Origin of the sequence: Tardiphaga sp. 862_B3_N4_1 (assembly GCF_051811085.1) — a bacterium.
In the GTDB taxonomy this organism is placed as follows: Bacteria; Pseudomonadota; Alphaproteobacteria; order Rhizobiales; family Xanthobacteraceae; genus Tardiphaga; species Tardiphaga robiniae.
In genome coordinates, this window is record NZ_JBPWQB010000001.1 from 949,877 (window position 1) to 969,809 (window position 19,933).

General features: G+C 60.9%; 20 protein-coding genes. 11 read left to right on the forward strand and 9 right to left on the reverse strand.

All coding sequences use genetic code 11. The annotated features are described in order from the left end of the window. Positions 1-41 precede the first annotated feature (41 nt). The 6 genes from chpT (at position 42) to AB8B02_RS04460 (ending at position 6,687) form a co-directional block, all read left to right on the forward strand. Positions 42-689 (forward strand): histidine phosphotransferase ChpT, encoded by a 648-nt coding sequence (gene chpT / locus AB8B02_RS04435; RefSeq protein ID WP_068737134.1) that lies wholly within the window; start codon positions 42-44, stop codon positions 687-689. Between the two features lie 200 nt (positions 690-889). Further along, positions 890-3,622, forward strand: coding sequence for a hybrid sensor histidine kinase/response regulator (locus AB8B02_RS04440; RefSeq protein ID WP_439063238.1), 2,733 nt, complete (start codon positions 890-892; stop codon positions 3,620-3,622). A gap of 11 nt (positions 3,623-3,633) precedes the next feature. Then, complete coding sequence (locus tag AB8B02_RS04445) at positions 3,634-4,128, forward strand: chemotaxis protein CheW (protein ID WP_093760982.1); 495 nt, start codon at positions 3,634-3,636, stop codon at positions 4,126-4,128. Positions 4,129-4,173: 45 nt separating this feature from the next. Beyond that, complete coding sequence (locus AB8B02_RS04450) at positions 4,174-4,539, forward strand: response regulator (RefSeq protein WP_068737128.1); 366 nt, start codon at positions 4,174-4,176, stop codon at positions 4,537-4,539. A 163-nt stretch (positions 4,540-4,702) separates the two neighbouring features. Continuing rightward, complete coding sequence (locus AB8B02_RS04455; protein WP_439063239.1) at positions 4,703-5,809, forward strand: protein-glutamate methylesterase/protein-glutamine glutaminase; 1,107 nt, start codon at positions 4,703-4,705, stop codon at positions 5,807-5,809. Beyond that, positions 5,806-6,687, forward strand: a complete 882-nt coding sequence (locus tag AB8B02_RS04460; RefSeq protein ID WP_439063240.1) for a CheR family methyltransferase — start codon at positions 5,806-5,808, stop codon at positions 6,685-6,687. Before AB8B02_RS04455 ends, AB8B02_RS04460 begins: the two co-directional genes overlap by 4 nt. A gap of 6 nt (positions 6,688-6,693) precedes the next feature. On the opposite strand, the gene AB8B02_RS04465 is transcribed toward AB8B02_RS04460, so the two are convergent. The 4 genes from AB8B02_RS04465 to ctrA form a co-directional block, all read right to left on the reverse strand. Then, the gene (locus tag AB8B02_RS04465; RefSeq protein ID WP_320447347.1) at positions 6,694-7,851 is read right to left on the reverse strand and encodes a glutathionylspermidine synthase family protein; all 1,158 of its coding nucleotides are present in this window, start codon (positions 7,849-7,851) and stop codon (positions 6,694-6,696) included. A 6-nt stretch (positions 7,852-7,857) separates the two neighbouring features. Continuing rightward, positions 7,858-8,256, reverse strand: coding sequence for a hypothetical protein (locus AB8B02_RS04470; protein WP_439063241.1), 399 nt, complete (start codon positions 8,254-8,256; stop codon positions 7,858-7,860). Next, complete coding sequence (locus tag AB8B02_RS04475) at positions 8,253-8,663, reverse strand: DUF350 domain-containing protein (RefSeq protein ID WP_439063242.1); 411 nt, start codon at positions 8,661-8,663, stop codon at positions 8,253-8,255. Before AB8B02_RS04475 ends, AB8B02_RS04470 begins: the two co-directional genes overlap by 4 nt. A 160-nt stretch (positions 8,664-8,823) precedes the next feature. Beyond that, on the reverse strand, positions 8,824-9,525 hold the full coding sequence (gene ctrA, locus AB8B02_RS04480) for a response regulator transcription factor CtrA (RefSeq protein WP_068737116.1): 702 nt from the start codon (positions 9,523-9,525) through the stop codon (positions 8,824-8,826). Positions 9,526-9,897: 372 nt separating this feature from the next. Between ctrA and fliI the strand changes: the two genes are divergently transcribed. The 4 genes from fliI to AB8B02_RS04500 all read left to right on the forward strand — a co-directional run bounded on the left by fliI (position 9,898) and on the right by AB8B02_RS04500 (position 13,381). Continuing rightward, entirely contained in the window at positions 9,898-11,223 is a 1,326-nt protein-coding gene (gene fliI / locus AB8B02_RS04485; RefSeq protein WP_089267515.1) for a flagellar protein export ATPase FliI, read from the forward strand. A gap of 109 nt (positions 11,224-11,332) precedes the next feature. Then, positions 11,333-11,752, forward strand: a complete 420-nt coding sequence (fliJ, locus tag AB8B02_RS04490) for a flagellar export protein FliJ (RefSeq protein WP_068737112.1) — start codon at positions 11,333-11,335, stop codon at positions 11,750-11,752. 199 nt (positions 11,753-11,951) lie between these two features. After that, positions 11,952-12,500, forward strand: coding sequence for a sigma-70 family RNA polymerase sigma factor (locus AB8B02_RS04495; RefSeq protein WP_089267514.1), 549 nt, complete (start codon positions 11,952-11,954; stop codon positions 12,498-12,500). Next, a complete protein-coding gene (locus AB8B02_RS04500) occupies positions 12,500-13,381 on the forward strand; it encodes an anti-sigma factor (protein ID WP_439064585.1) in 882 nt (293 codons plus the stop codon). Before AB8B02_RS04495 ends, AB8B02_RS04500 begins: the two co-directional genes overlap by 1 nt. A gap of 145 nt (positions 13,382-13,526) precedes the next feature. Here the strand turns inward: AB8B02_RS04500 and AB8B02_RS04505 are convergent, their stop codons facing one another. From AB8B02_RS04505 to flhA, 3 genes are all read right to left on the reverse strand, one after another. Continuing rightward, positions 13,527-13,814 (reverse strand): GIY-YIG nuclease family protein, encoded by a 288-nt coding sequence (locus AB8B02_RS04505; RefSeq protein ID WP_068737108.1) that lies wholly within the window; start codon positions 13,812-13,814, stop codon positions 13,527-13,529. Positions 13,815-14,740: 926 nt separating this feature from the next. Next, a complete protein-coding gene (locus AB8B02_RS04510; protein WP_439063243.1) occupies positions 14,741-14,947 on the reverse strand; it encodes a hypothetical protein in 207 nt (68 codons plus the stop codon). A 329-nt stretch (positions 14,948-15,276) separates the two neighbouring features. Continuing rightward, positions 15,277-17,514: a flagellar biosynthesis protein FlhA gene (gene flhA / locus AB8B02_RS04515; RefSeq protein ID WP_089267512.1), complete on the reverse strand. Its 2,238-nt coding sequence runs from the start codon at positions 17,512-17,514 to the stop codon at positions 15,277-15,279. A gap of 242 nt (positions 17,515-17,756) precedes the next feature. On the opposite strand from flhA, the gene AB8B02_RS04520 reads away from it, so the two are divergent. Continuing rightward, complete coding sequence (locus AB8B02_RS04520) at positions 17,757-18,977, forward strand: MFS transporter (RefSeq protein ID WP_439064586.1); 1,221 nt, start codon at positions 17,757-17,759, stop codon at positions 18,975-18,977. On the opposite strand, the gene AB8B02_RS04525 is transcribed toward AB8B02_RS04520, so the two are convergent. Next, positions 18,974-19,351, reverse strand: a complete 378-nt coding sequence (locus AB8B02_RS04525; protein WP_175367293.1) for a hypothetical protein — start codon at positions 19,349-19,351, stop codon at positions 18,974-18,976. The genes AB8B02_RS04520 and AB8B02_RS04525 overlap by 4 nt on opposite strands. Positions 19,352-19,521: 170 nt before the next feature. After that, positions 19,522-19,929: a DUF4864 domain-containing protein gene (locus tag AB8B02_RS04530; RefSeq protein ID WP_439063244.1), complete on the reverse strand. Its 408-nt coding sequence runs from the start codon at positions 19,927-19,929 to the stop codon at positions 19,522-19,524. Between the last annotated feature and the right edge of the window lie 4 nt (positions 19,930-19,933).

Consider the following 19,933-nt stretch of genomic DNA (forward strand, 5'->3'; position numbering starts at 1 on the left):
TGATTCGCCGTTCATTCTGTGTGGCCCCAGGAGCGCATTTCATGTCCGACACTCCCACGCCAGGTCCGGCCCCCGATGCCCTTGAACTCGCGGCATTGCTCTGCTCGCGGGTCTGCCACGACCTGATCAGCCCCGTGGGCGCCATCGTTAACGGGCTCGAAGTGCTCGATGACAATCCCAAGCCGGAAGACAAGGAATTCGCGCTCGATCTGATCCGGAAGAGCGCCAAGACCGCATCGGCCCGCTTGCAGTTCTGCCGGCTCGCCTTCGGAGCCGCCGGCTCGGCGGGCGCGCAGATCGATCTCGGCGACGCGCAGACCATGTCGCGCGGTCATCTTGAAGACGCCAAGACCAAGATCGAATGGAATCTGCCGCGGCTTCTGCTGCCGAAGAACAAGGTCAAGCTGCTGCTCAACATGCTGGTAATCGCGCAGCAGACGATTCCGCGCGGCGGCGTGCTCAAGATCGATGGCATCGGCGAAGGTGAGCCGCAGGGTTTCAAGATCACGGCCGCAGGCCTCAACGCGCGCCTGCCGCAGGCCATCGTCGATATGCTGGCCTCGGAACAAGTTGGCAGCATCGATGCCCATGCCGTGCAGCCTTACTACACGCGGCTCCTGGCGCAGGCTTGCGGCCTCAAGGTGACCTTAGTGCCCGAAGGCGACGCCATCGTCGTCACCGCGATCTGATCGCAAACTCATTCAACTCTTAATGAACTCTTTACGAGTCCGCCGTTTGGCGGGCTCGTACGTGTGCGAGCATATAGCTAAATGTCGCATTCATTGTTTTTGGGAATGCTCAACTAATATTAAACGCTTTGCGGGGAAAGTAGCCAGACTTCGAAAGGCGTAGCGAAAGTCGCGAGCCTGGAGTGTGAAGGCCTATTTTCATGGATGATCTTCTCCGCGAGTTTTTGACGGAAACCAACGAGAGCCTGGATACGGTTGACAATCAGCTGGTCCGCTTCGAACAGGACCCGAATAACGCGAAAATTCTCGATAATATTTTTCGCCTGGTTCACACCATCAAGGGCACGTGCGGATTTCTCGGACTGCCCCGTCTCGAAGCCCTGGCCCACGCCGCCGAGACATTGATGGGCAAATTCCGCGATGGGATGCCGGTTACCGGAGAGGCGGTTACGCTCATCCTGACCACGATCGATCGCATCAAGGAAATTCTCAGTCAGCTCGAAGCCACGGAAGTGGAGCCGGAAGGCGTCGACGAAGATCTGATTGGCGAACTGCATCACATGGTCGAAAAAGGCATGGAATCGATGACTGAGTCCGCACCTCCGATCGCACCGGAAGCGCCTGTCGCGGCCGAGTCGGCCCCGTTGGTCGTTCCGACCTTGGAGCGTGAATTGCGCCCAGGCGAAGTCTCGCTCGAAGAGCTTGAGCGCGCCTTCCAGGAAACCGCCATCGAAGTGGCACCGCCCGTAGCAGCTGCTGCGCCAGCGCCTGCAGCGCCTGTCGCGCCGCCGACTCCGGTTGCTGAAAAGCCCGCCGCGCCGAAGGCTGCTACTCCGAAGCCTGCCGCCAAGAAGACCGCTGTCGAGGTCGACCAGCCAGAAGCCGACAAGGTCGCGAACCAGTCAATCCGCGTGAATGTCGACACGCTCGAACATCTGATGACCATGGTCTCGGAGCTGGTGCTGACCCGCAACCAGCTGCTGGAAATCAGCCGTCGTCATGAAGACACCGAATTCAAGGTGCCGCTGCAGCGCCTGTCCACCGTGACCGCCGAACTGCAGGACGGTGTCATGAAGACGCGCATGCAGCCGATCGGCAATGCCTGGCAGAAGCTGCCGCGTATCGTGCGCGATCTGGCCGGCGAACTCGGCAAGCAGATCGAACTCGAGATGCACGGCGCCGATACCGAACTCGATCGCCAGGTGCTCGATCTTATCAAGGATCCGCTCACCCACATGGTGCGCAACTCGGCGGATCACGGCCTCGAAACGCCGGCTGAGCGCGCTGCCGAAGGCAAGCCGGAGCAGGGCACCATCCGTCTGTCCGCCTATCACGAGGGCGGCCACATCCTGATCTGCATCGCCGACAACGGCCGCGGTCTCAACACCGAGCGGATCAAGGCGAAGGCGATCTCGAACGGTCTGGCCACCGAAGCCGATATCGAGAAGATGTCGGAAGCCCAGATTCACAAGTTCATCTTCGCACCGGGCTTCTCCACTGCGGCTGCCGTCACCAGCGTCTCCGGCCGCGGCGTCGGCATGGACGTGGTGCGCACCAATATCGATCAGATCGGCGGCACCATCGACATCAAGTCGGTCGCCGGCGAGGGCTCCAGCGTCACCATCAAGATCCCGCTCACGCTGGCCATCGTGTCCGCGCTGATCGTCGAAGCCGGTGGTGATCGCTTCGCGATCCCGCAGCTCGCGGTCGTCGAACTGGTGCGTGCGCGCGCCAACTCCGAACATCGCATCGAGCGCATCAAGGACACCCCGGTGCTGCGCCTGCGCAACAAGTTGCTGCCGCTGATGCATCTGAAGAAGCTGCTGCAGATCGATGACGGCTCGTCGGCCGATCCGGAGAACGGCTTCATCGTCGTGACCCAGGTGGGCAACCAGACCTTCGGCATCGTCGTCGATGGCGTCTTCCACACCGAAGAAATCGTCGTCAAGCCGATGTCCACCAAGCTCCGTCACATTGGCATGTTCTCCGGCAACACCATCCTGGGCGATGGCGCGGTGATCATGATTGTCGATCCGAACGGCATCGCGCAGGAGCTTGGTGCTCTGGCATCCAACGCTCACGAGATTGCCGACGAGAACGCCGCAATGCGCGCGATGAATGCAGAACAGCTGACGTCGCTGCTGGTGTTCCGCGCCGGCTCCGCACAGCCCAAGGCAGTGCCGCTCGGTCTCGTCACGCGCCTCGAAGAAGTGGGCGTTGACAAGGTCGAGCTGTCGAACGGCCGCTACATGGTCCAGTACCGCGATCAGCTGATGCCGCTGGTGCAGATGGAAGGCGTGACCGTCCGTACGTCGGGCACCCAGCCAATCCTCGTCTTCGCAGACGACGGTCGCTCGATGGGTCTCGTCGTCGACGAAATCGTCGATATCGTCGAAGAGCGCCTGCATATCGAAGTGGCCAGCGGTCGCGAGGGGATCTTGGGCTCCGCTGTCATCAAGGGTCTCGCGACCGAAGTGATCGACGTCGGTCACTTCCTGCCGATGGCTTTTGCCGATTGGTTCTCGCGTAAGGAAATGCGTGTCTCGGCAACCGCTCAATCGGTGCTGCTGGTCGACGACTCCGCGTTCTTCCGCAACATGCTCTCGCCCGTGCTCAAGGCTGCCGGCTACAAGGTACGCGTCGCCACCAACGCCCAGGAAGGTTTGTCATTCCTGCGCTCGGGTCAGGAGGTCGACGTAATCCTCACCGACATCGAAATGCCGGATATGAACGGCTTCGAATTCGCCGAGACCATCCGTGCGGATCAGAAACTCAGCCACACGCCGATCATTGCTCTCTCGGCGATGATCTCCCCGGCTGCCATCGAGCGCGGTCGCCTCGCAGGTTTCCATGACTACGTCGCCAAGTTCGATCGCCCCGGCCTGATTGCGGCGCTCAAAGAACAGACCACTGAAGTTCGCCAGGCTGCGTGAGGGAAATCGCAATGACCACCACCACTACGACCACCACCACCACCAAGGCTCCGAGCGCTGACGGCGCGATCACCGAATACGTGACCACCATGATCGGTGGACAGCTGTTCGGCATGCCGATCTCGCGCGTGCAGGACGTGTTCATGCCCGAGCGTCTGACCCGCGTGCCGCTGTCCTCCAGCGACGTCGCCGGCGTGCTCAATTTGCGCGGTCGAATTGTGACCGCGATCGACATGCGTTCGCGCCTTGGCCTGCCGAAGAACGATGACGGCAAGCCGCCGATGGCTGTGGGCGTCGATCTCCGCGGTGAATCTTATGGCCTGCTGATCGATTCGATCGGTGAAGTCCTGAAGCTCGCCGATGAGAGCCGTGAGGTGAATCCGGTCAATCTGGATCCGCGCATGGCCAAGATGGCCGATGGCGTCCATCGTCTCGATGGGCAACTGATGGTCGTACTCGACGTTGATCGCATCCTTGAAATCTCGCCTGACAAGCTGGCCGCCTAAGACCAGCACTTGGACAATTTTGTCCGCGGTGAAAATGAGGCTCACATGAAGACATGTCTGGTTGTCGATGACTCCAGTGTCATCCGTAAGGTCGCCCGTCGGATTCTCGAAGGTCTCGATTTCGAGATTACCGAAGCTGAAGACGGCGAGAAAGCGCTCGAAATCTGCAAGCAGAACCTGCCGGACGCTGTTCTGCTTGATTGGAACATGCCGGTGATGGATGGCTACGAGTTCCTCCGTAACCTGCGCCGCATGCCTGGCGGTGACGTTCCAAAGGTCGTGTTCTGCACGACCGAAAACGATGTGGCCCACATCGCGCGCGCTCTGCATGCCGGCGCGAACGAATACATCATGAAACCGTTCGACAAGGAAATCGTGTCGGCGAAGTTTCAGGAAGTCGGCCTGATCTAAGTTCTACGCCGGAATTGCGTATTCCACTTCCGGCGCCCGCCTTTTTGTTTGTGCATTTGTTTTGTCAGTGCATTTGTCGCGTTGTGTTGCGTCCGGTGAGTTCATGAGTGTTGATGTGATAAGTCCTGCTGTTGTCGATTCGCGGTATGAGCCACTGCGAGTCATGGTGGTGGACGACTCCGTCGTCATTCGCGGCCTGATCTCGCGCTGGATCGAGGCCGAGCCTGACATGGCCGTCGCGGCGTCGCTTCGCACTGGTCTCGATGCCGTCAACCAGATCGAGCGCATCAATCCCGACGTTGCGATTCTCGATATTGAAATGCCGGAGCTCGATGGCATTTCGGCGCTGCCGCAGCTGCTGGCGAAGAAGCGGAATCTCATTATCATCATGGCGTCGACGCTGACCCGCCGCAACGCGGAGATCAGCTTCAGGGCGATGTCGCTCGGCGCCGCCGACTACATTCCGAAACCGGAGAGCACCCGGGAGATTTCCGCAGCCGACATCTTCAAGCACGACCTGTTGCAGAAGATCCGTCATCTTGGCGCGAAGGTTCGCCGCCTGAAGTCGGCGACGACGCCGTCGATCGTGCCGGCTCCCGCGGCGCGTGAGACTGCACCGTCTTTCAAGTCCGTGACATCAGTCGCCGCGCAGGCGCAGCTCGTGAAGCGTCCTTTCAGCGCCACGATGCCACGCGCGCTGCTGATCGGTTCGTCCACTGGTGGTCCGCAGGCCCTGATGACGCTGGTTGCCGAAATCGGCGCCGTGATCGACAAGGTGCCTGTTCTGATCACGCAGCATATGCCGCCGACCTTTACGACCATTCTTGCCGAACATCTCGCCCGGGCCAGCAAGCGTCCGGCTCGCGAAGGTGTCGATGGCGAAATCGTCAAGGCCGGTCAGATCTATCTCGCGCCGGGCGGCAAGCATATGCGCGCCGTCAAGCAGGGTGCCAACATCGCCATCGCGCTCGATGACGGTCCGCCGGTGAATTTCTGCAAGCCTGCTGTCGATCCGCTGTTCACGTCTGCCATCGACGTCTGGCACGGCGCCATTCTCGCCGTCGTGTTGACAGGCATGGGTTCGGACGGCATGCGCGGCGGCAAGGATATCGTCGCGGCTGGCGGCAATGTCATCGCGCAGGACGAAGCATCGAGCGTGGTGTGGGGTATGCCCGGCGCTGCCGCCAATGCGGGCATCTGCTCGGCTATCCTGCCGCTCAATCAAATCGGTTCGAAAGTGGTTCGTCTTTTTTCGGGAGATCGGTCATGACACCGGCAGACTACGATTTCCTGCGCAAGTTCCTGAAGGAACGTTCGGGTCTCGATCTGTCTGCTGACAAGCAGTATCTGGTCGAAAGCCGGCTGATGCCGCTCGCGCGCAAGGCCAACCTGTCGGGCATTGAAGAGCTGGTCCAGAAGATCAAGAACGGCTCGTCCACGGTTGCGTCCGACGTGGTCGAGGCGATGACCACCAACGAAACCTTCTTCTTCCGCGACAAGCTTCCATTCGACCATCTGCGCGACGTCGTGCTGCCGGAGATGATCCAGGCACGTGCCGCCCGCAAGAGCCTGCGGATCTGGTGTGCGGCTGCGTCTACCGGTCAGGAGCCGTATTCGATCGCGATGACCATCAAGGAAATGAGCGCCCAGCTTGCCGGATGGCGGATCGAGATCATCGGCACAGATATCTCGCAGCAGGTGCTCGAGAAGTCGAAGTCGGGCATCTACACCCAGTTCGAAGTGCAGCGCGGATTGCCGATCCAGCTGCTGGTCAAATACTTCAAGCAGACCGGCGAGATGTGGCAGATCAATCCGGAGATCCGGTCGATGATCCAGTACAAGCCGCTCAATCTGCTGCAGGACTTCTCCAGCATGGGCAAGTTCGACATCATCTTCTGCCGCAATGTGCTGATCTATTTCGATCAGGACATGAAGACGCAGATCTTTGGCCGCCTTGCCAAGTGCACGGAGCCCGATGGCTTCCTGGCGCTGGGCGCCGCAGAGACCGTTGTCGGTCTGACCGACGCGTTCAAGCCGCATGCCGACAAGCGTGGCCTGTACCGTCCGAACGTCGTCCGTGCCGCACCGTCGATCGTGCCGAGCATGACGCCTGTGGGTCTCAAGGCCGCTGCTTCGCCGGCACGCTGAGCGCCGTCACAGGATCGCGTGCGGAATGAAGCGTGACATGTTGCCGGTGATCGGATTCTCATCCTCGCGGATCGAGAGCCCGCATGGCGCCTCATCGACCAGCCAGCTGCCCAGCACCGGATACTGATCCGCAAAGTTCGGCAGCGGCATCAGCATCTGCCGAATGAAACCTTCTTCGCCATAGGGACCGGGCTGCGCATCGATGGCGCTGCCGCCGCTCACCAGCGTGACATTGGCGCCTTCGCGCGAATAGAGCGGCTTGCGCACATAGGATGTGCCGAGCTCAGCGGCTGCAGCATCATCGTCGAAATAGGCCGGCAGCAGGTTCGGGTGGTTCGGAAACATCGCCCATAGCAGCGGCAGGATGCCCTTGTTGGACAGAATGGCTTTCCACGGTGGCTCGATCCAGCGCGTCGATGCGCCTTTCAGACGGCCACCGAATGCCTCGCGGAACATCCACTCCCATGGATAAAGCTTGAACATCAGGTCGATCGGCTGGTCCTTGAGATCGACGAAGTGCCCGCTGTCGGCATAACCGATGTCCTTGATGTCGATCAGCGCCGGTGTGAGCCCGCCTTGCTGCGCGACATCGGCGAGATATTGAACTGTGCCGCGGTCCTCGGCATTGTCCATGGCGGCTGCGAGATGAATGGCTTTGTCGGTGCCGATCTTGCGCCAGGCCTCGATGAGCCGCTCATGCAGCGAGTTGTATTGATCGGCCCGCTTCGGGATGATCTGGCGCTCGATCGCCTGTTCGAGCCAGGTCCATTGAAACACCGCGGCCTCGAACAGTGAGGTTGGCGTGTCCGCATTGTATTCGAGCAGCTTTGCCGGACCTTTGCCGTCGAACTGGAAATCGAAGCGGCCGTAGAGGCTGGGATCGCTCCGTTGCCAGCTTGCGGCGATGAAGGTCCAGTAGGCCTGCGGGATCTTCAGCAGCCGCAGATAGCGCTCATCCTTGACCGCACGGCTCACCAGCTCGCGGCACATCGCGTTGAGTTCGGCAGTCGGAGCCTCGATCTGACGCTCGATCTCATCCAGCGTGAAGGCGTAGTAGGCGCGCTCGTCCCAATAGCGGTCGCCTGCCTCGGTATGAAATACGAAGCCCGTCGCGGCCGCGGTGGCCTGCCAATCGTCACGCTCGGAACATGCGATGCGCTGCATGAGAGACTAGCCGCCGCCGGAGAAATGCGAGGCGAAGGAGCCGAAGCCACCATGGGTGACGTGGCTGCTGCTGGATGACGAGCTGTCATATCCGCCGCTGGATGATGATCCGGTGCTGGCGAAGTTGCTGCGTCCCGAAGAACTGCTGCTGCCCCCTGAATAGCCATGGCCGCCGGAGGATGACGATGAACTGCGCTGCTGACACTCCTGCTGCTGGCCGGCGATGGCCGCGCGGTTCGGGTCGCAATGTTCGCTCGGCATCAGCGCATAAGCGCCGCCGCCCAAGGCCATGGTGCCCATGAGCAAGAGCGCCACGTGGTTGGAGCGTTTGCGCGACGGGGCTTCCTCATGCATTGGCTGCACGGGTTGGCGCTTGCCGAAGTTCTTCGCGGGCTCGCCGGTCATGGCGAATACACCATGGAGGCCGCGTTCAGCACGCCGGCGGCAAGAGAGGCGAGGCCGAGCCAGAGGGCCGGGGCCATCTCGCCATTGGCTATGCGATCCGGCAATTGCGGCACCGGAATGCGGAGAATGAAATAGACGGCGATCTGCACGATCAGTGCGATGATCGCCCAGATCAGACAATCGATGACATTGGCGGAGTGGACGATCGCGCTGGCCACCGGCAGCACGAAGCCGAGCAGGCTGAGCCCGAGTGCGATCGCAGCCGGCGCGCAATCCTTGCGGATCAGTGCGAACTCGTCATGTGCGGTTACGCGCAGATAGACGAACAGGTAGAGCATCACGGCGACAATGCCGGTGCAGAAATAGACCAGAAAGGCCGGCAGCCCGACCAGAGATTGCAGAACCATTCCGCCCCCGAAATGTGCGCCAAACATGATCGCTTGGTATTCGCCTATGGCATTCGTCGCTGTAAGCAAAGGGTGGGTTCATCCACGCAAACAAAAACCCCGCCTTTCGGCGGGGTTTCGTGAGAACTTTCGGGGAGTGACGCTTAAGCCGGCTTGAAACTCAGGCCGGGATGCGGATCTCTTCTTCGTGCGGCTCGCGGAGCACATAGCCACGGCCCCAGACGGTTTCGATGAAGTTGCGGCCTTCGGAAGCATTCGCCAGCTTCTTGCGCAGCTTGCAGATGAAAACGTCGATGATCTTCAGTTCGGGCTCGTCCATGCCACCATAGAGGTGGTTGAGGAACATTTCCTTGGTGAGGGTCGTGCCCTTGCGGAGCGAGAGCAGCTCCAGCATCTGGTATTCCTTGCCCGTCAGATGGACGCGCTGACCGCCGACTTCCACCGTCTTGGTATCGAGATTGACCACCAAGTCGCCGGTCTGGATGACCGACTGGGCGTGGCCCTTGGAGCGGCGCACGATCGCATGAATGCGGGCAACCAGCTCGTCCTTGTGGAAGGGCTTGGTCATGTAGTCGTCGGCGCCGACGCCGAGACCCTTGACCTTGTCCTCGATGCCGGCGAGGCCCGAGAGAATGAGGATCGGGGTCTTGATCTTGGACACCCGCAGCTGCTTGAGCACATCGTAACCGGACATGTCCGGCAGATTGAGATCGAGCAGGATAATATCGTAGTCGTAGAGCTTGCCGAGATCGACGCCCTCTTCTCCGAGATCCGTCGTATAGACGTTGAAACTCTCGGATTTGAGCATCAGCTCAATCGACTGCGCAACGGCGCTATCATCTTCAATTAGCAAAACGCGCATGCCAGTCCCCTTTAGTCGCCGCTCCGGGCGTCAGGTCGGCCGCCATACTTGCGGCACCAAAAAACGCCTACGAACAACTGATTCGGATCCTGACTGGATATGGTTAACAAAACCTGATTCTTCAGCGCAAGCTCTAATCGTGCAATTTTTGTCGAATCGCCATAAGATGTTGCAGCAAAGACTCTTTTTGTACCCGTACCCGCTCAAGCTCCACATTAAGAGCCGGACCTAACCGACTCCATCGACTCGCCCCTTCATTCTGATGGCGCGAATGCTCTCAGTCATTCAAGACAGTGACGTAATGATTAACGATGCGGGTAAACACGGGGTTAAGGCCGAGCCGGCAATGAAGCGAAACTTAAGGGTTTTGCAATGAAAGCCCTTGCGGAACAGATTACTGACCTCGATGGCGTCAATATTTACGGCCGGGTGGTCGGTGTTCGCGGGTTAATGGTTGAGGTGGCCGGGCCGATCCACGCGATGTCGGTCGGTGCCCGCATTACCATCGAGACCGGCACAAGCCGTTCCATCCCCGCCGAGGTGATCGGTTTCAGTGGCGACAACGCCGTGGTGATGCCCTTCGCCGGACTGGAAGGTGTACGCCGCGGCTGCCGGGCGGTGATCGCCAATGCTGCCAGCCAGGTGCGGCCCTCGATCGCCTGGCTCGGCCGCGTCGTGAACGCCATGGGCGAGCCGATCGACGGCAAGGGGCCGTTGCTGCAGGGCCCGGCACCGATGCCATATCGCGCGTCTCCGCCGCCGGCGCATTCTCGCAAACGCGTCGGCGCGCCGCTCGATCTCGGGGTGCGCTCGCTCAATACCTTCCTGACCTGCTGCCGCGGCCAGCGTATGGGCATCTTTGCGGGCTCCGGCGTCGGCAAGTCGGTCTTGCTGTCGATGCTGGCACGCAATGTCGATGCCGACGTGTCGGTCATCGGCCTGATCGGCGAACGTGGCCGTGAAGTGCAGGAGTTCTTGCAGGAGGACTTGGGCGAAGAAGGTCTCGCACGCGCTGTCGTGGTCGTGGCGACTTCGGACGAGCCGGCACTGATGCGGCGCCAGGCGGCCTATCTGACGCTGTCGATCTCGGAATTCTTCCGCGACGAGGGCAAGGACGTCATGTGCATGATGGACTCGGTCACGCGTTTCGCCATGGCGCAGCGTGAGATCGGTCTGTCCGTCGGCGAGCCGCCGACCGCGAAAGGCTATACGCCGACGGTGTTCACCGAACTGCCGAAACTGCTGGAGCGGGCAGGGCCGGGCACCGATGAAGGCTCGATCACCGGTATCTTCACGGTGCTGGTCGACGGCGACGATCACAACGAACCCGTTGCGGACGCCGTGCGCGGCATTCTCGATGGCCATATCGTGATGCAACGCGGTATCGCCGAGCGCGGTCGCTATCCTGCTATCAATATCCTGAAGTCGGTGTCGCGAACCATGCCGCGGTCCTGCGATCCAGCCTATTTGCCGACGATCACGCGAGCCCGGCAGATCATGGCGACCTATTCGGATATGGAGGAACTGATCAGGCTGGGCGCCTATCGCGCCGGTTCCAGTCCGGAAGTGGACGAGGCGATCCGGCTCCATGAGCCGCTTGAGGCATTCCTGCGGCAACGGAAGGACGAAGTCTGCGGACTGGCCCAAGGCTATCAGCAACTGCAACAAATCGTTGGTGGTTTGGAAACGGAACGCTAACTTTGTCAGGCCATCATGACCCTCAGAGAAGAATTTCGGCCGGTCAGCCCCTTGCGGTTGTCCGGTTGTGTCCCGCGTTGAGACTGGGACTTCTGGGGAGTATGAGTCGATGAAGTCACGTGACACCCTGATCCGCCTGAAGAAGTTCCAGGTCGATGAGAAGCGCCGCCGGGTCAATCAGATCGAAGGCATGATCGCGGATTTCCAGCGCATGTCGGTCGATCTCGAGCGCGAGATCCAGACCGAACAGGATCGCGCCGGTATTCAGGATCCCACTCACTTTGCCTATCCCACCTATGCGAAGGCTGCGATTCAACGTCGCGAGAACCTGACACGTTCGGCCGATGAGCTGCGCGTGCAGCTCGAAGACGCGAAGGCATTGCTGAGTGAAGCTTTCGAAGAACTCAAGAAGGTCGAACTGCTCGATGAGCGCGACCAGGCCCGTGCACGCGACGAAGAGAACGCACGCGAACAGGCCGACCTCGACAGCATTGGCCTGATGCGTGCCCGCATCGGCGCAGTGGCCTGATCCGCAGAAGCGGCGAGCCAACGAGCCTCAAAGATTGAAGTCATCAAGCCCGGGCCGTGAGGTCCGGGTTTGCTGTTTGTGGTCTATCCACAGCATAAACAGCGACATGGCCCGCTTGCTATAATCTATGTTACGACAGGTAATACCGCCGGGCGGCACCTCCGTAAGGCGAAAGGTATATTGAGGTTGGGGAGACGTAATGCTGACGCCGGCTGAACTGGTCTGGCTTCTTGCCGCAGTTGCCAAAGGGGATGAAGCCGCCTTCGAGCGACTCTATGCAGCGACGCGCGCGAAACTCTTTGGCGTCGTGATCCGTATCTTGCGCAGACAGGATCTCGCCGAGGAAGTCATCCAGGAGGCTTATGTCAAGATCTGGAACAGCGCCGGGCAATTCAATCCCGGTGTTGCCTCGCCGATCACGTGGATGGCGTCGATCGCTCGTAACCGGGCTATTGATGTCGTTCGCAAGAGAAGCGAAACGTCTATCGAGGAAGAGCCGGCTGCAATGGAAGTGGCAGCCGATACACCTGACCCGCTCGCGCGACAGGAAATGACCGAAGAATTGAAGCGCTTGTTGGAGTGCGTGGGCCGGCTTGAGCCGGACCGGCAGAAACTGGTGCTGCTTGCTTACTACAATGGTTGGAGCCGCGAACAACTCGCGACGAAGTTCGAAGCGCCGGTCAATACAGTGAAGACGTGGCTGCGCCGCAGTATGATGGACATCCGGGAGTGTCTGGGACTGACATGATGGCCTATAGCGAAGACCATATCGCGCTTGCCGCGGAATATGCGCTTGGCACGCTCAGTGCCGAAGAGCGCGTGCAGGTCGAGACCATGATGTCCGTTGACAAGGATTTTGCCGCTGTGGTCGAGGCGTGGGAGCGCAAGCTCGGCGTTTTGAATCAGATGGTCGGCCTTGTCGAGCCGCGTCCTGAAGTCTGGGAGAAAATCCGCGTTGCGATCGGTCTGGCCGGTACGCAAGAAGCGATCGTGCATCCGGAAGCGCCGCAGCCGGTCACTGCAGCGGCGGTCGTTGCTGAGCAGCCTGCGATCGATCGCCCGACGCTCGATCGTTCGAACGTGATTGATTTCTCGGTCCAGGCAAAACGCTGGCGCGGTGTGGCCACCGGCATGACCGCGATTGCCGCCATGCTTGTTGCGCTGATTGCCGTACAGGCCTATCGCCCCGAATTGCTGCCGGCGGGTTTACGCCCGAAGGCAGCGCAACAGGTGGTGCAGGCGCCAGCGCCGGTCGCGCCGCCCGCAGCAGCTCAGTCGCAATACGTCGCCTTGCTGCAGACCGACGCTGCGTCACCCGCATTCATCCTCACTGTCGATGCGGCGACCAAAAACTTTACAGTGCGCAAGGTTGGCGCCGAACCGCAGGCCGGCAAAAGCTACGAGCTCTGGATTGTGTCCGACAAGCTGCAGCGTCCGCGTTCGCTCGGCGTGATCGGCAGCAACGACTTCACATCGCGCGCTGCACTCGCTGCCTATGATCCCGATGTCGTCAATCAGGCCACCTATGCCGTGACCGTCGAGCCGGAAGGCGGTTCGCCGACCGGTGCTGCCACGGGCCCGATCGTTTTCACCGGCAAGCTGATCGAAACGGTGCCGCCGGCACGGTGATCGTTAGGCTCTCTCGTCATCCGGCATTGGTCCCACAGTCGTCATTCCGGGGCGCATGAAAGCGGCGCAGTCGCTGTAATGCAAACCTCTCAATTGTCATTCCGGGACGCGCTCTTGCGCGGGCCCGGAATCCATAAACTCCACGTCAGCCGGAAAGCACCGGGTACAAATCCATCCAGTTTGGATTTTGCTCTTCGATCAATCGGATCTTCCAGTCGCGGCGCCATTTCTTGAGTTCTTTCTCACGCGCAATGGCCGACAGGACGTCATCGTAGACCTCAAACCAAACGAGCTTGTCGACGTCATAACGTCGCGTGAAGCCGTCAACCACCTTGCTACGATGCTCGTAGACTCGCCGTATAAGGTCGTTCGTCACGCCAATGTATAGCGTGCCGTATTTTCGGCTGGCCAGCAGATAGACGTAATACGTCATTGCGATCACCGTGATTATCGGTGTTGGACTTCGGTGAGGAAAGTGTAGTTCGCGCAAAGCTAGGTGCAACGCGATTTTGAGCTCACTGGCTGTCATTCCGGGACGCGCCCGACAGGCGTAGCCGGCTGGGGGTAGGTCCGGAATCCATACGCGCGATCGTGGTTATGGATTCCGGGCTCGCGCAAGAGCGCGCCCCGGAATGACAATCGATAGAATAGGGCTTAAACATTTTTTCCTATTGTTCTTGACAATATCCCCAACAGGATTATTCTCCTCTCATCCGGTTCGCGAGGGGCGCTTCATGAGGCGTCTTGAAGTGGAACAGGGATGCGGCGCCTGCGGGTGTGGGGTGACGTACCCCGCGCACTCGGGAGGCCCTGGGTCACCGTCCGGCCCCACTACGGGGGTCTGCCACTCATGCTGGCTGGACGTGGCATTGGTGAACGGCGGGAAACCGTCGGGATCAGCGGAGTGCGGAGCTCTGCGCCTTTGCCCGGAAGAACGGTCCCGGGGACAGAAATCGCCGCGGTGGCGCGCCGTGAGGCGTTGCGCGGTTGCAGCTTGCCGGCGTTCCGGTGGAGCGGACCGCGATAAAAAACCACCCTTTGCGCCTCACGGCGCGCTGCCACCCCTCATCTATCTGAGGGGGACTGCTCACACCTCGGACGCGCAAGCGCCGCGAGACTGCGAGAGCGTGGCTGTTTGAAATTTGAATCTGTGATGTGGCGCGCTGGCGCGCAGAGTATCCCTCCCACCGCGCAGCTGCGCTGCTTGAGGGAGGGAGAAGCAAGAAAGCACCCCACAAAAGAAAAACGCCCGTGGGGAGCGGGCGTTTTCCATTCAGAAGTCCACTCGGGGGGAAGTGGAGCTTCTATGTATTCACCTGACGACCTTGGGGGACATCGCCACGCGAATTCCTGAATTTCTTAGCGGACCATGCTGGCGTTCGAAGTGGTGACAGCAACCGGCTGGCCTGCTTTGATCACACGAGCGCTGGCGGTCTGGCTGTAGCCTTCGTCAGCATTCATGCGGGCCGAGATTCCGAAGCCTGCCACGAAGATACCGGCGACCAGAGCAACGATCACCACCTTGAGGTGGGTCTTGCGATCCGCGCTGTAAATCGAGTGGTTCATTGGAAACGCTCCCTGCCGTCTTACTCTGCCTACGACCGTTTGTGTCGTGTCCGCGTCGGCAGGTTCAACTCATCACGCATAGGAAACGTGGTGTTGGGTCGTTCCGTTCCAAATAGTCGATCACAAGGCAGTGATAAGACGTGATCCGGCGCGATTGAAGCACCCGGCTTGGCCCTGAAATTCATAAATTATTATTTATTATCAGAGCGTTGAGAGTGATTCGTGCCGTCGCCCCGAAATGGCCTCGGGATGCGACATTCTGGCAAATCTCTTGTCTGTGACGAATTTACATCGGTTTCGGGCAAGGTTGCTAGCCTCTTGCCGCCGAATCAGACGCTTCCGACGGTCTTCAGGCGCGCACGGGGGTGGATTTCCGCCTGGGACAGCACGGTGGTTTGTGCGCGGAACCGTTCCACCAGCGAGCGCACGAACGGCCGGATCGAGGCCGAGGTGACCAGCACCGGCGCTTCGCCTTCGCGCGCAGCCTGTTCGAAACGATCGCGCACGGTGGTCATGAACTCCGACAGCTTCGACGGCTGCATCGCGAGACTGCGTTCTTCGCCGGTGCCGATGATCGATTCCGCGAAGGCCTGCTCCCACTGCGCCGACAGTGCGATGAGCGGCAGGTAGCCGTTGTAGGACGTGTTCTGCGCGCAGATCTGTCGCGCGAGGCGCGCACGTACATGCTCGACGATGGTCGACGGGTTGCGCGAGAAGGCGAGGGCGTCGGCAATGCCTTCGAGGATGGTCGAGAGATCGCGCACCGAAATACGTTCGGTGAGCAGCAATTGCAGCACGCGCTGGATGCCCGACACGGTGATGAGCGACGGGACGATATCCTTGACCAGTTCGCCTTGTTCCTTCGGCAGGTCCTTCAGTAGCTTCTGCACTTCGCCGTAGGACAAGAGGTCCGACATATTGCCCTTCAGCAGCTCTGTCAGATGCGTCGACAAGACCGTGGCGGCGTCGACCACGGTGTAGCCCTTGAGCGAAGCTTCTTCCTTCAGGCCGGCATCGACCCAGGTCGCGGGCAGGCCGAAGGTCGGCTCGGTGGTGTGAATGCCCGGGACATTGACCTGATTGCCGCCGGGATCCATGACCATGAACTGGTTCGGCCAGATGCGGCCGGTGCCGGCGTCCACTTCCTTGATCTTGATGATGTAGGTGTTGGCTTCGAGCTGCACGTTGTCCAGGATTCTGACCGACGGCATCACGAAACCCATTTCGACAGCGAGCGACTTGCGCAGCGCCTTGATCTGTTCGGTGAGGCGATCGGTGCCGTCCGGCCCGTTGACCAGTGGCAGCAGCGCGTAGCCGAGTTCGATCTTGAGATCGTCGATCTTCAGCGATGCGGAGATCGGCTCGTCCGCGGCGGCAGCTTGTGCTGCTGCTGCGGCGGCGGGCGCTGCAGCCTGATGCGCGACTTCGGCACGCGCAACCTTGTTGCGCTTGTTGGCGGTGACGGCGAGATAGGCTGCGCCGCCGCCGAGCGCGAGGAACGGCAGCATCGGAATGCCCGGCAGCAGCGCCAGCGTCAGCATGACGCCGGCCGACATGCCCAGCGCCTGCGGATAGCCGGAGAATTGCTTGATCAGCGTCTTGTCGGCGGCGCCGGTAATGCCCGCCTTCGAGACGAGCAGGCCCGCGGCGGTCGAGACAATCAGCGCCGGAACCTGGGTGACCAGGCCGTCACCGACGGTCAGCAGCGTATAGGTGCGGCCGGCTTCCGAGAACGACAGGCCCTGCTGCGCGACGCCGATGATGATCCCGCCGATGACGTTGATGGCGGTGATGAGCAGGCCGGCAATGGCATCGCCGCGGACGAACTTGGAAGCACCGTCCATGGCGCCGAAGAAGCCGCTTTCGTCTTCAAGGTCCTTGCGGCGCGCCTTGGCGGTGGCCTCGTCGATCAGGCCAGCCGACAGATCGGCGTCGATCGCCATCTGCTTGCCGGGCATCGAGTCGAGTTGGAAGCGCGCTGCGACTTCGGCGATACGGCCCGAACCCTTGGTGATGACGATGAAGTTCACGATCACCAGGATCGCGAACACGACGATGCCGATGACGAAATTGCCACCCATCACGAAATTGCCGAACGCCTCGATGACGTGGCCGGCCGCGGCGGTGCCTTCGTGGCCATGCGACAGGATCAGGCGGGTCGAGGCCAGGTTCAGCGACAGCCGCAACATGGTCGAGATCAGCAGCACGGTCGGGAACGACGAGAATTCCAGCGGCGTCTGGGTAAACAGCGCCGTCATCAGGATCAACACCGACATGGTGATCGAGATCGCGAGGAACAGATCCATCACGATGGCTGGCAGCGGCATGATCAGGACGACAAGGATGATCAGAACGCCAAAGGCCAGGCCGATATCGCCGCGCAAGACGTTCGTCCTGATGCTGGCGAAGTCGAAACCGCCGCTCTTGGGTGCGCCCAGACCCTGACCCGCGATCAAATCCGTCATCGATGCCGCTTCCCCGCGCGAATGTCGTTCGCGACTGCCGAACGTCTGCGCGGCGGCCGAAGGGCCGCCGATCCGCAAGTGAGGCACCGCACTGGCATCCACGGGCATTCCCCCGGTCAGCTGACGAGACGCGACTCCACTCGGCAATTTTTGCCGTGTGTATGGTTAGCAAAGGGTTAACGAGGCGTTACTGAGCGGCTTTGCCACAAGCCCGGAGCCAGTTTTGGCCGAAACGGTCTGTTGCACTGTTTCTGCATGCCTAATCCTTCGGCATATCGCTTGACCCGTGGGCACACGCCGAGGATGTTGCCGCCGTGACCATCGCGACCCCCACTTCAGATTCGATGCCGTTCCTGCCTGACTCCCGTCAGGCCTGGATCCGGCTGTCGCTTGCCCTGATCATCGGCTCGCTGGGCAGCGTTGGCATGTGGTCGGTGGTGGTGGCGCTCCCGGCCGTGCAGGCCGACTTCGCGGCCAGCCGCGGCGCGGCGTCGCTGGCCTTTACCCTGACCATGGTCGGCTTCGGCCTCGGCGGCGTGGTGGCCGGCAGGCTCACGGACCGGTTCGGCATCGTGGCCACGATTGCGCTTGCGACGGTGCTGATGGGGGCCGGTTATCTTCTCGCGTCGCAGTCCACGGCGCTCTGGCAGTTCAATCTTATTCACGTGGCGATCGGGGCAGGGTCGTCGGCAACCTTCGGACCGCTGATGGCGGAGGCGTCGCACTGGTTCGAACGCCGGCGCGGCATCGCGGTGACCGTCGCCGCGACCGGCAGCTATATCGGCGGCACGCTCTGGCCGCCCATTGTCAGCTGGGGCATTCTGACTTTTGGTTGGCGTTCGACGCATATCAGTGTCGGGGTCGTTACAACCGTCCTGATGCTCCTGATGCTCGCGGTTCTGCGTGCGCAGATGGGCACTGTCACACGACGTAGTCACGTCAATGCGCCGCCGCCCAAGGTCGATCTCCAGCTCAGCAACAACACGCTGACGACGCTTCTCTTTGTGGCCGGCATCGGTTGCTGTGTCGCCATGGCGATGCCGCAGGTGCATATCGTCGCTTATTGCGGAGATCTCGGCTACGGCGTGACGCGCGGCGCCGAGATGTTGTCGCTGATGCTGGCCTGCGGGATTGTCAGCCGTGTTGGCTCGGGTTTTCTGGCCGATCGTATTGGTGGCATTCGCACACTGCTGATTGGCTCATTGCTGCAGGGATTCGCACTGCTGTTCTATTTGTTCTTCGACAGCCTGGCCTCGCTTTACATCATCTCGGCGATGTTCGGCCTGTTCCAGGGCGGTCTGGTGCCGGCCTATGCCATCATCATCCGCGAGGCGATGCCCGCATCGCAGGCGGCTACGCGTGTCGGCATTGTCATATTGGGCACGGTAGGAGGCATGTCACTTGGCGGTTGGATGTCGGGCGTCATCTTCGACGCTACGGGCTCCTACGCGGCAGCGTTCATGAACGGCCTCGCTTGGAATGCACTCAACGTCACCATCATCACGGCGCTGATGCTGCGGGCGCGCCGCAGGTTGATTTTCTCCTCGGGCGCATCGGTCGCCTAAGGCGTCAGATCCTGCACCGGTGGCATCGCCGGAAATCCATCGATCGGTACGTTTTCGAGCGCGCGTTTGGCCGGGCCGCTACCGAACATGCAATCCAGCGTCGGCTCGGCAATCGCCGTCATGGTCCGCGGGATCAAGCTTCGTTTGTCCGGCGGCAGCCAGTTCTCGTTCAGCGTGGGGACGCCGCGCTCGGTGACCCCGTAGAGGATAGCGTCGAGAATATCGCGATCGCCGATCTCGCCGATCAGCGCGGTGCGGACGCAGTCGCAGATCGCTTCGGGATGCGCATAGCGCGACACCATGAAGGGCGCGCAAAGCCGGATGAACTCGCCGCGCGGATCGGGCATCAGGGATAGGCGACGCGTGTCTGCCATCGCGATGGTCGACACCCCGCACGCCAACAGGCTGCCCAGGACAATGGGAGACAGTGTGCTGAGGGACAGGTACCGCAACAAATTCACCCGGGAAGCAACCGTAGGACGAGAGACGTGCAGGACCTATTATAGATGATGTGAGGTGCGAATGTGAATGCCGCTGTGAGGTGTCACACAGCCTGGCCGACTTTCAGCAGCATGCAGCCGCTGATCTTTAGGGTGCCATCCGGCTGCGGCTCCAGCGTATAGAGCGCATCCCACGGCACACCATCGGCATCGACGATATGGACCTTCTGCTCGATGGTGCCACCGGACGTATTGCTCTCGGTGAATTCGAAGCTGCGATGGCGATAGATGGGGGCATAGGCGTTGCGCACCATGTCCATGAAGCTGTCGGGATCGGTGAAAATGCTCTGGATGCCGGGGGCCGCGAATCCATAGGCAGTCACAGCGTCGTCGCGCGCCAGCGCATCGGCTTGGGAGCTGATGATCTTCTGCGCCGCCGCTACATCCTCCGCAGCACGGACAGGCGATGCGAGGCCGATCATTATGACGACAAGAAAGAGGAGGCTGCGCATAGGC

Bases quoted from the DNA above. Each gene is read 5' to 3' on its own strand.
- chpT (WP_068737134.1), top strand. From the start codon at position 42: ATGTCCGACACTCCCACGCCAGGTCCGGCCCCCGATGCCCTTGAACTC.
- AB8B02_RS04440 (WP_439063238.1), top strand. From the start codon at position 890: ATGGATGATCTTCTCCGCGAGTTTTTGACGGAAACCAACGAGAGCCTG.
- AB8B02_RS04445 (WP_093760982.1), top strand. From the start codon at position 3,634: ATGACCACCACCACTACGACCACCACCACCACCAAGGCTCCGAGCGCT.
- AB8B02_RS04450 (WP_068737128.1), top strand. From the start codon at position 4,174: ATGAAGACATGTCTGGTTGTCGATGACTCCAGTGTCATCCGTAAGGTC.
- AB8B02_RS04455 (WP_439063239.1), top strand. From the start codon at position 4,703: ATGGTGGTGGACGACTCCGTCGTCATTCGCGGCCTGATCTCGCGCTGG.
- AB8B02_RS04460 (WP_439063240.1), top strand. From the start codon at position 5,806: ATGACACCGGCAGACTACGATTTCCTGCGCAAGTTCCTGAAGGAACGT.
- AB8B02_RS04465 (WP_320447347.1), bottom strand. From the start codon at position 7,851: ATGCAGCGCATCGCATGTTCCGAGCGTGACGATTGGCAGGCCACCGCG.
- AB8B02_RS04470 (WP_439063241.1), bottom strand. From the start codon at position 8,256: ATGACCGGCGAGCCCGCGAAGAACTTCGGCAAGCGCCAACCCGTGCAG.
- AB8B02_RS04475 (WP_439063242.1), bottom strand. From the start codon at position 8,663: ATGGTTCTGCAATCTCTGGTCGGGCTGCCGGCCTTTCTGGTCTATTTC.
- ctrA (WP_068737116.1), bottom strand. From the start codon at position 9,525: ATGCGCGTTTTGCTAATTGAAGATGATAGCGCCGTTGCGCAGTCGATT.
- fliI (WP_089267515.1), top strand. From the start codon at position 9,898: ATGAAAGCCCTTGCGGAACAGATTACTGACCTCGATGGCGTCAATATT.
- fliJ (WP_068737112.1), top strand. From the start codon at position 11,333: ATGAAGTCACGTGACACCCTGATCCGCCTGAAGAAGTTCCAGGTCGAT.
- AB8B02_RS04495 (WP_089267514.1), top strand. From the start codon at position 11,952: ATGCTGACGCCGGCTGAACTGGTCTGGCTTCTTGCCGCAGTTGCCAAA.
- AB8B02_RS04500 (WP_439064585.1), top strand. From the start codon at position 12,500: ATGGCCTATAGCGAAGACCATATCGCGCTTGCCGCGGAATATGCGCTT.
- AB8B02_RS04505 (WP_068737108.1), bottom strand. From the start codon at position 13,814: ATGACGTATTACGTCTATCTGCTGGCCAGCCGAAAATACGGCACGCTA.
- AB8B02_RS04510 (WP_439063243.1), bottom strand. From the start codon at position 14,947: ATGAACCACTCGATTTACAGCGCGGATCGCAAGACCCACCTCAAGGTG.
- AB8B02_RS04520 (WP_439064586.1), top strand. From the start codon at position 17,757: ATGCCGTTCCTGCCTGACTCCCGTCAGGCCTGGATCCGGCTGTCGCTT.
- AB8B02_RS04525 (WP_175367293.1), bottom strand. From the start codon at position 19,351: ATGGCAGACACGCGTCGCCTATCCCTGATGCCCGATCCGCGCGGCGAG.
- AB8B02_RS04530 (WP_439063244.1), bottom strand. From the start codon at position 19,929: ATGCGCAGCCTCCTCTTTCTTGTCGTCATAATGATCGGCCTCGCATCG.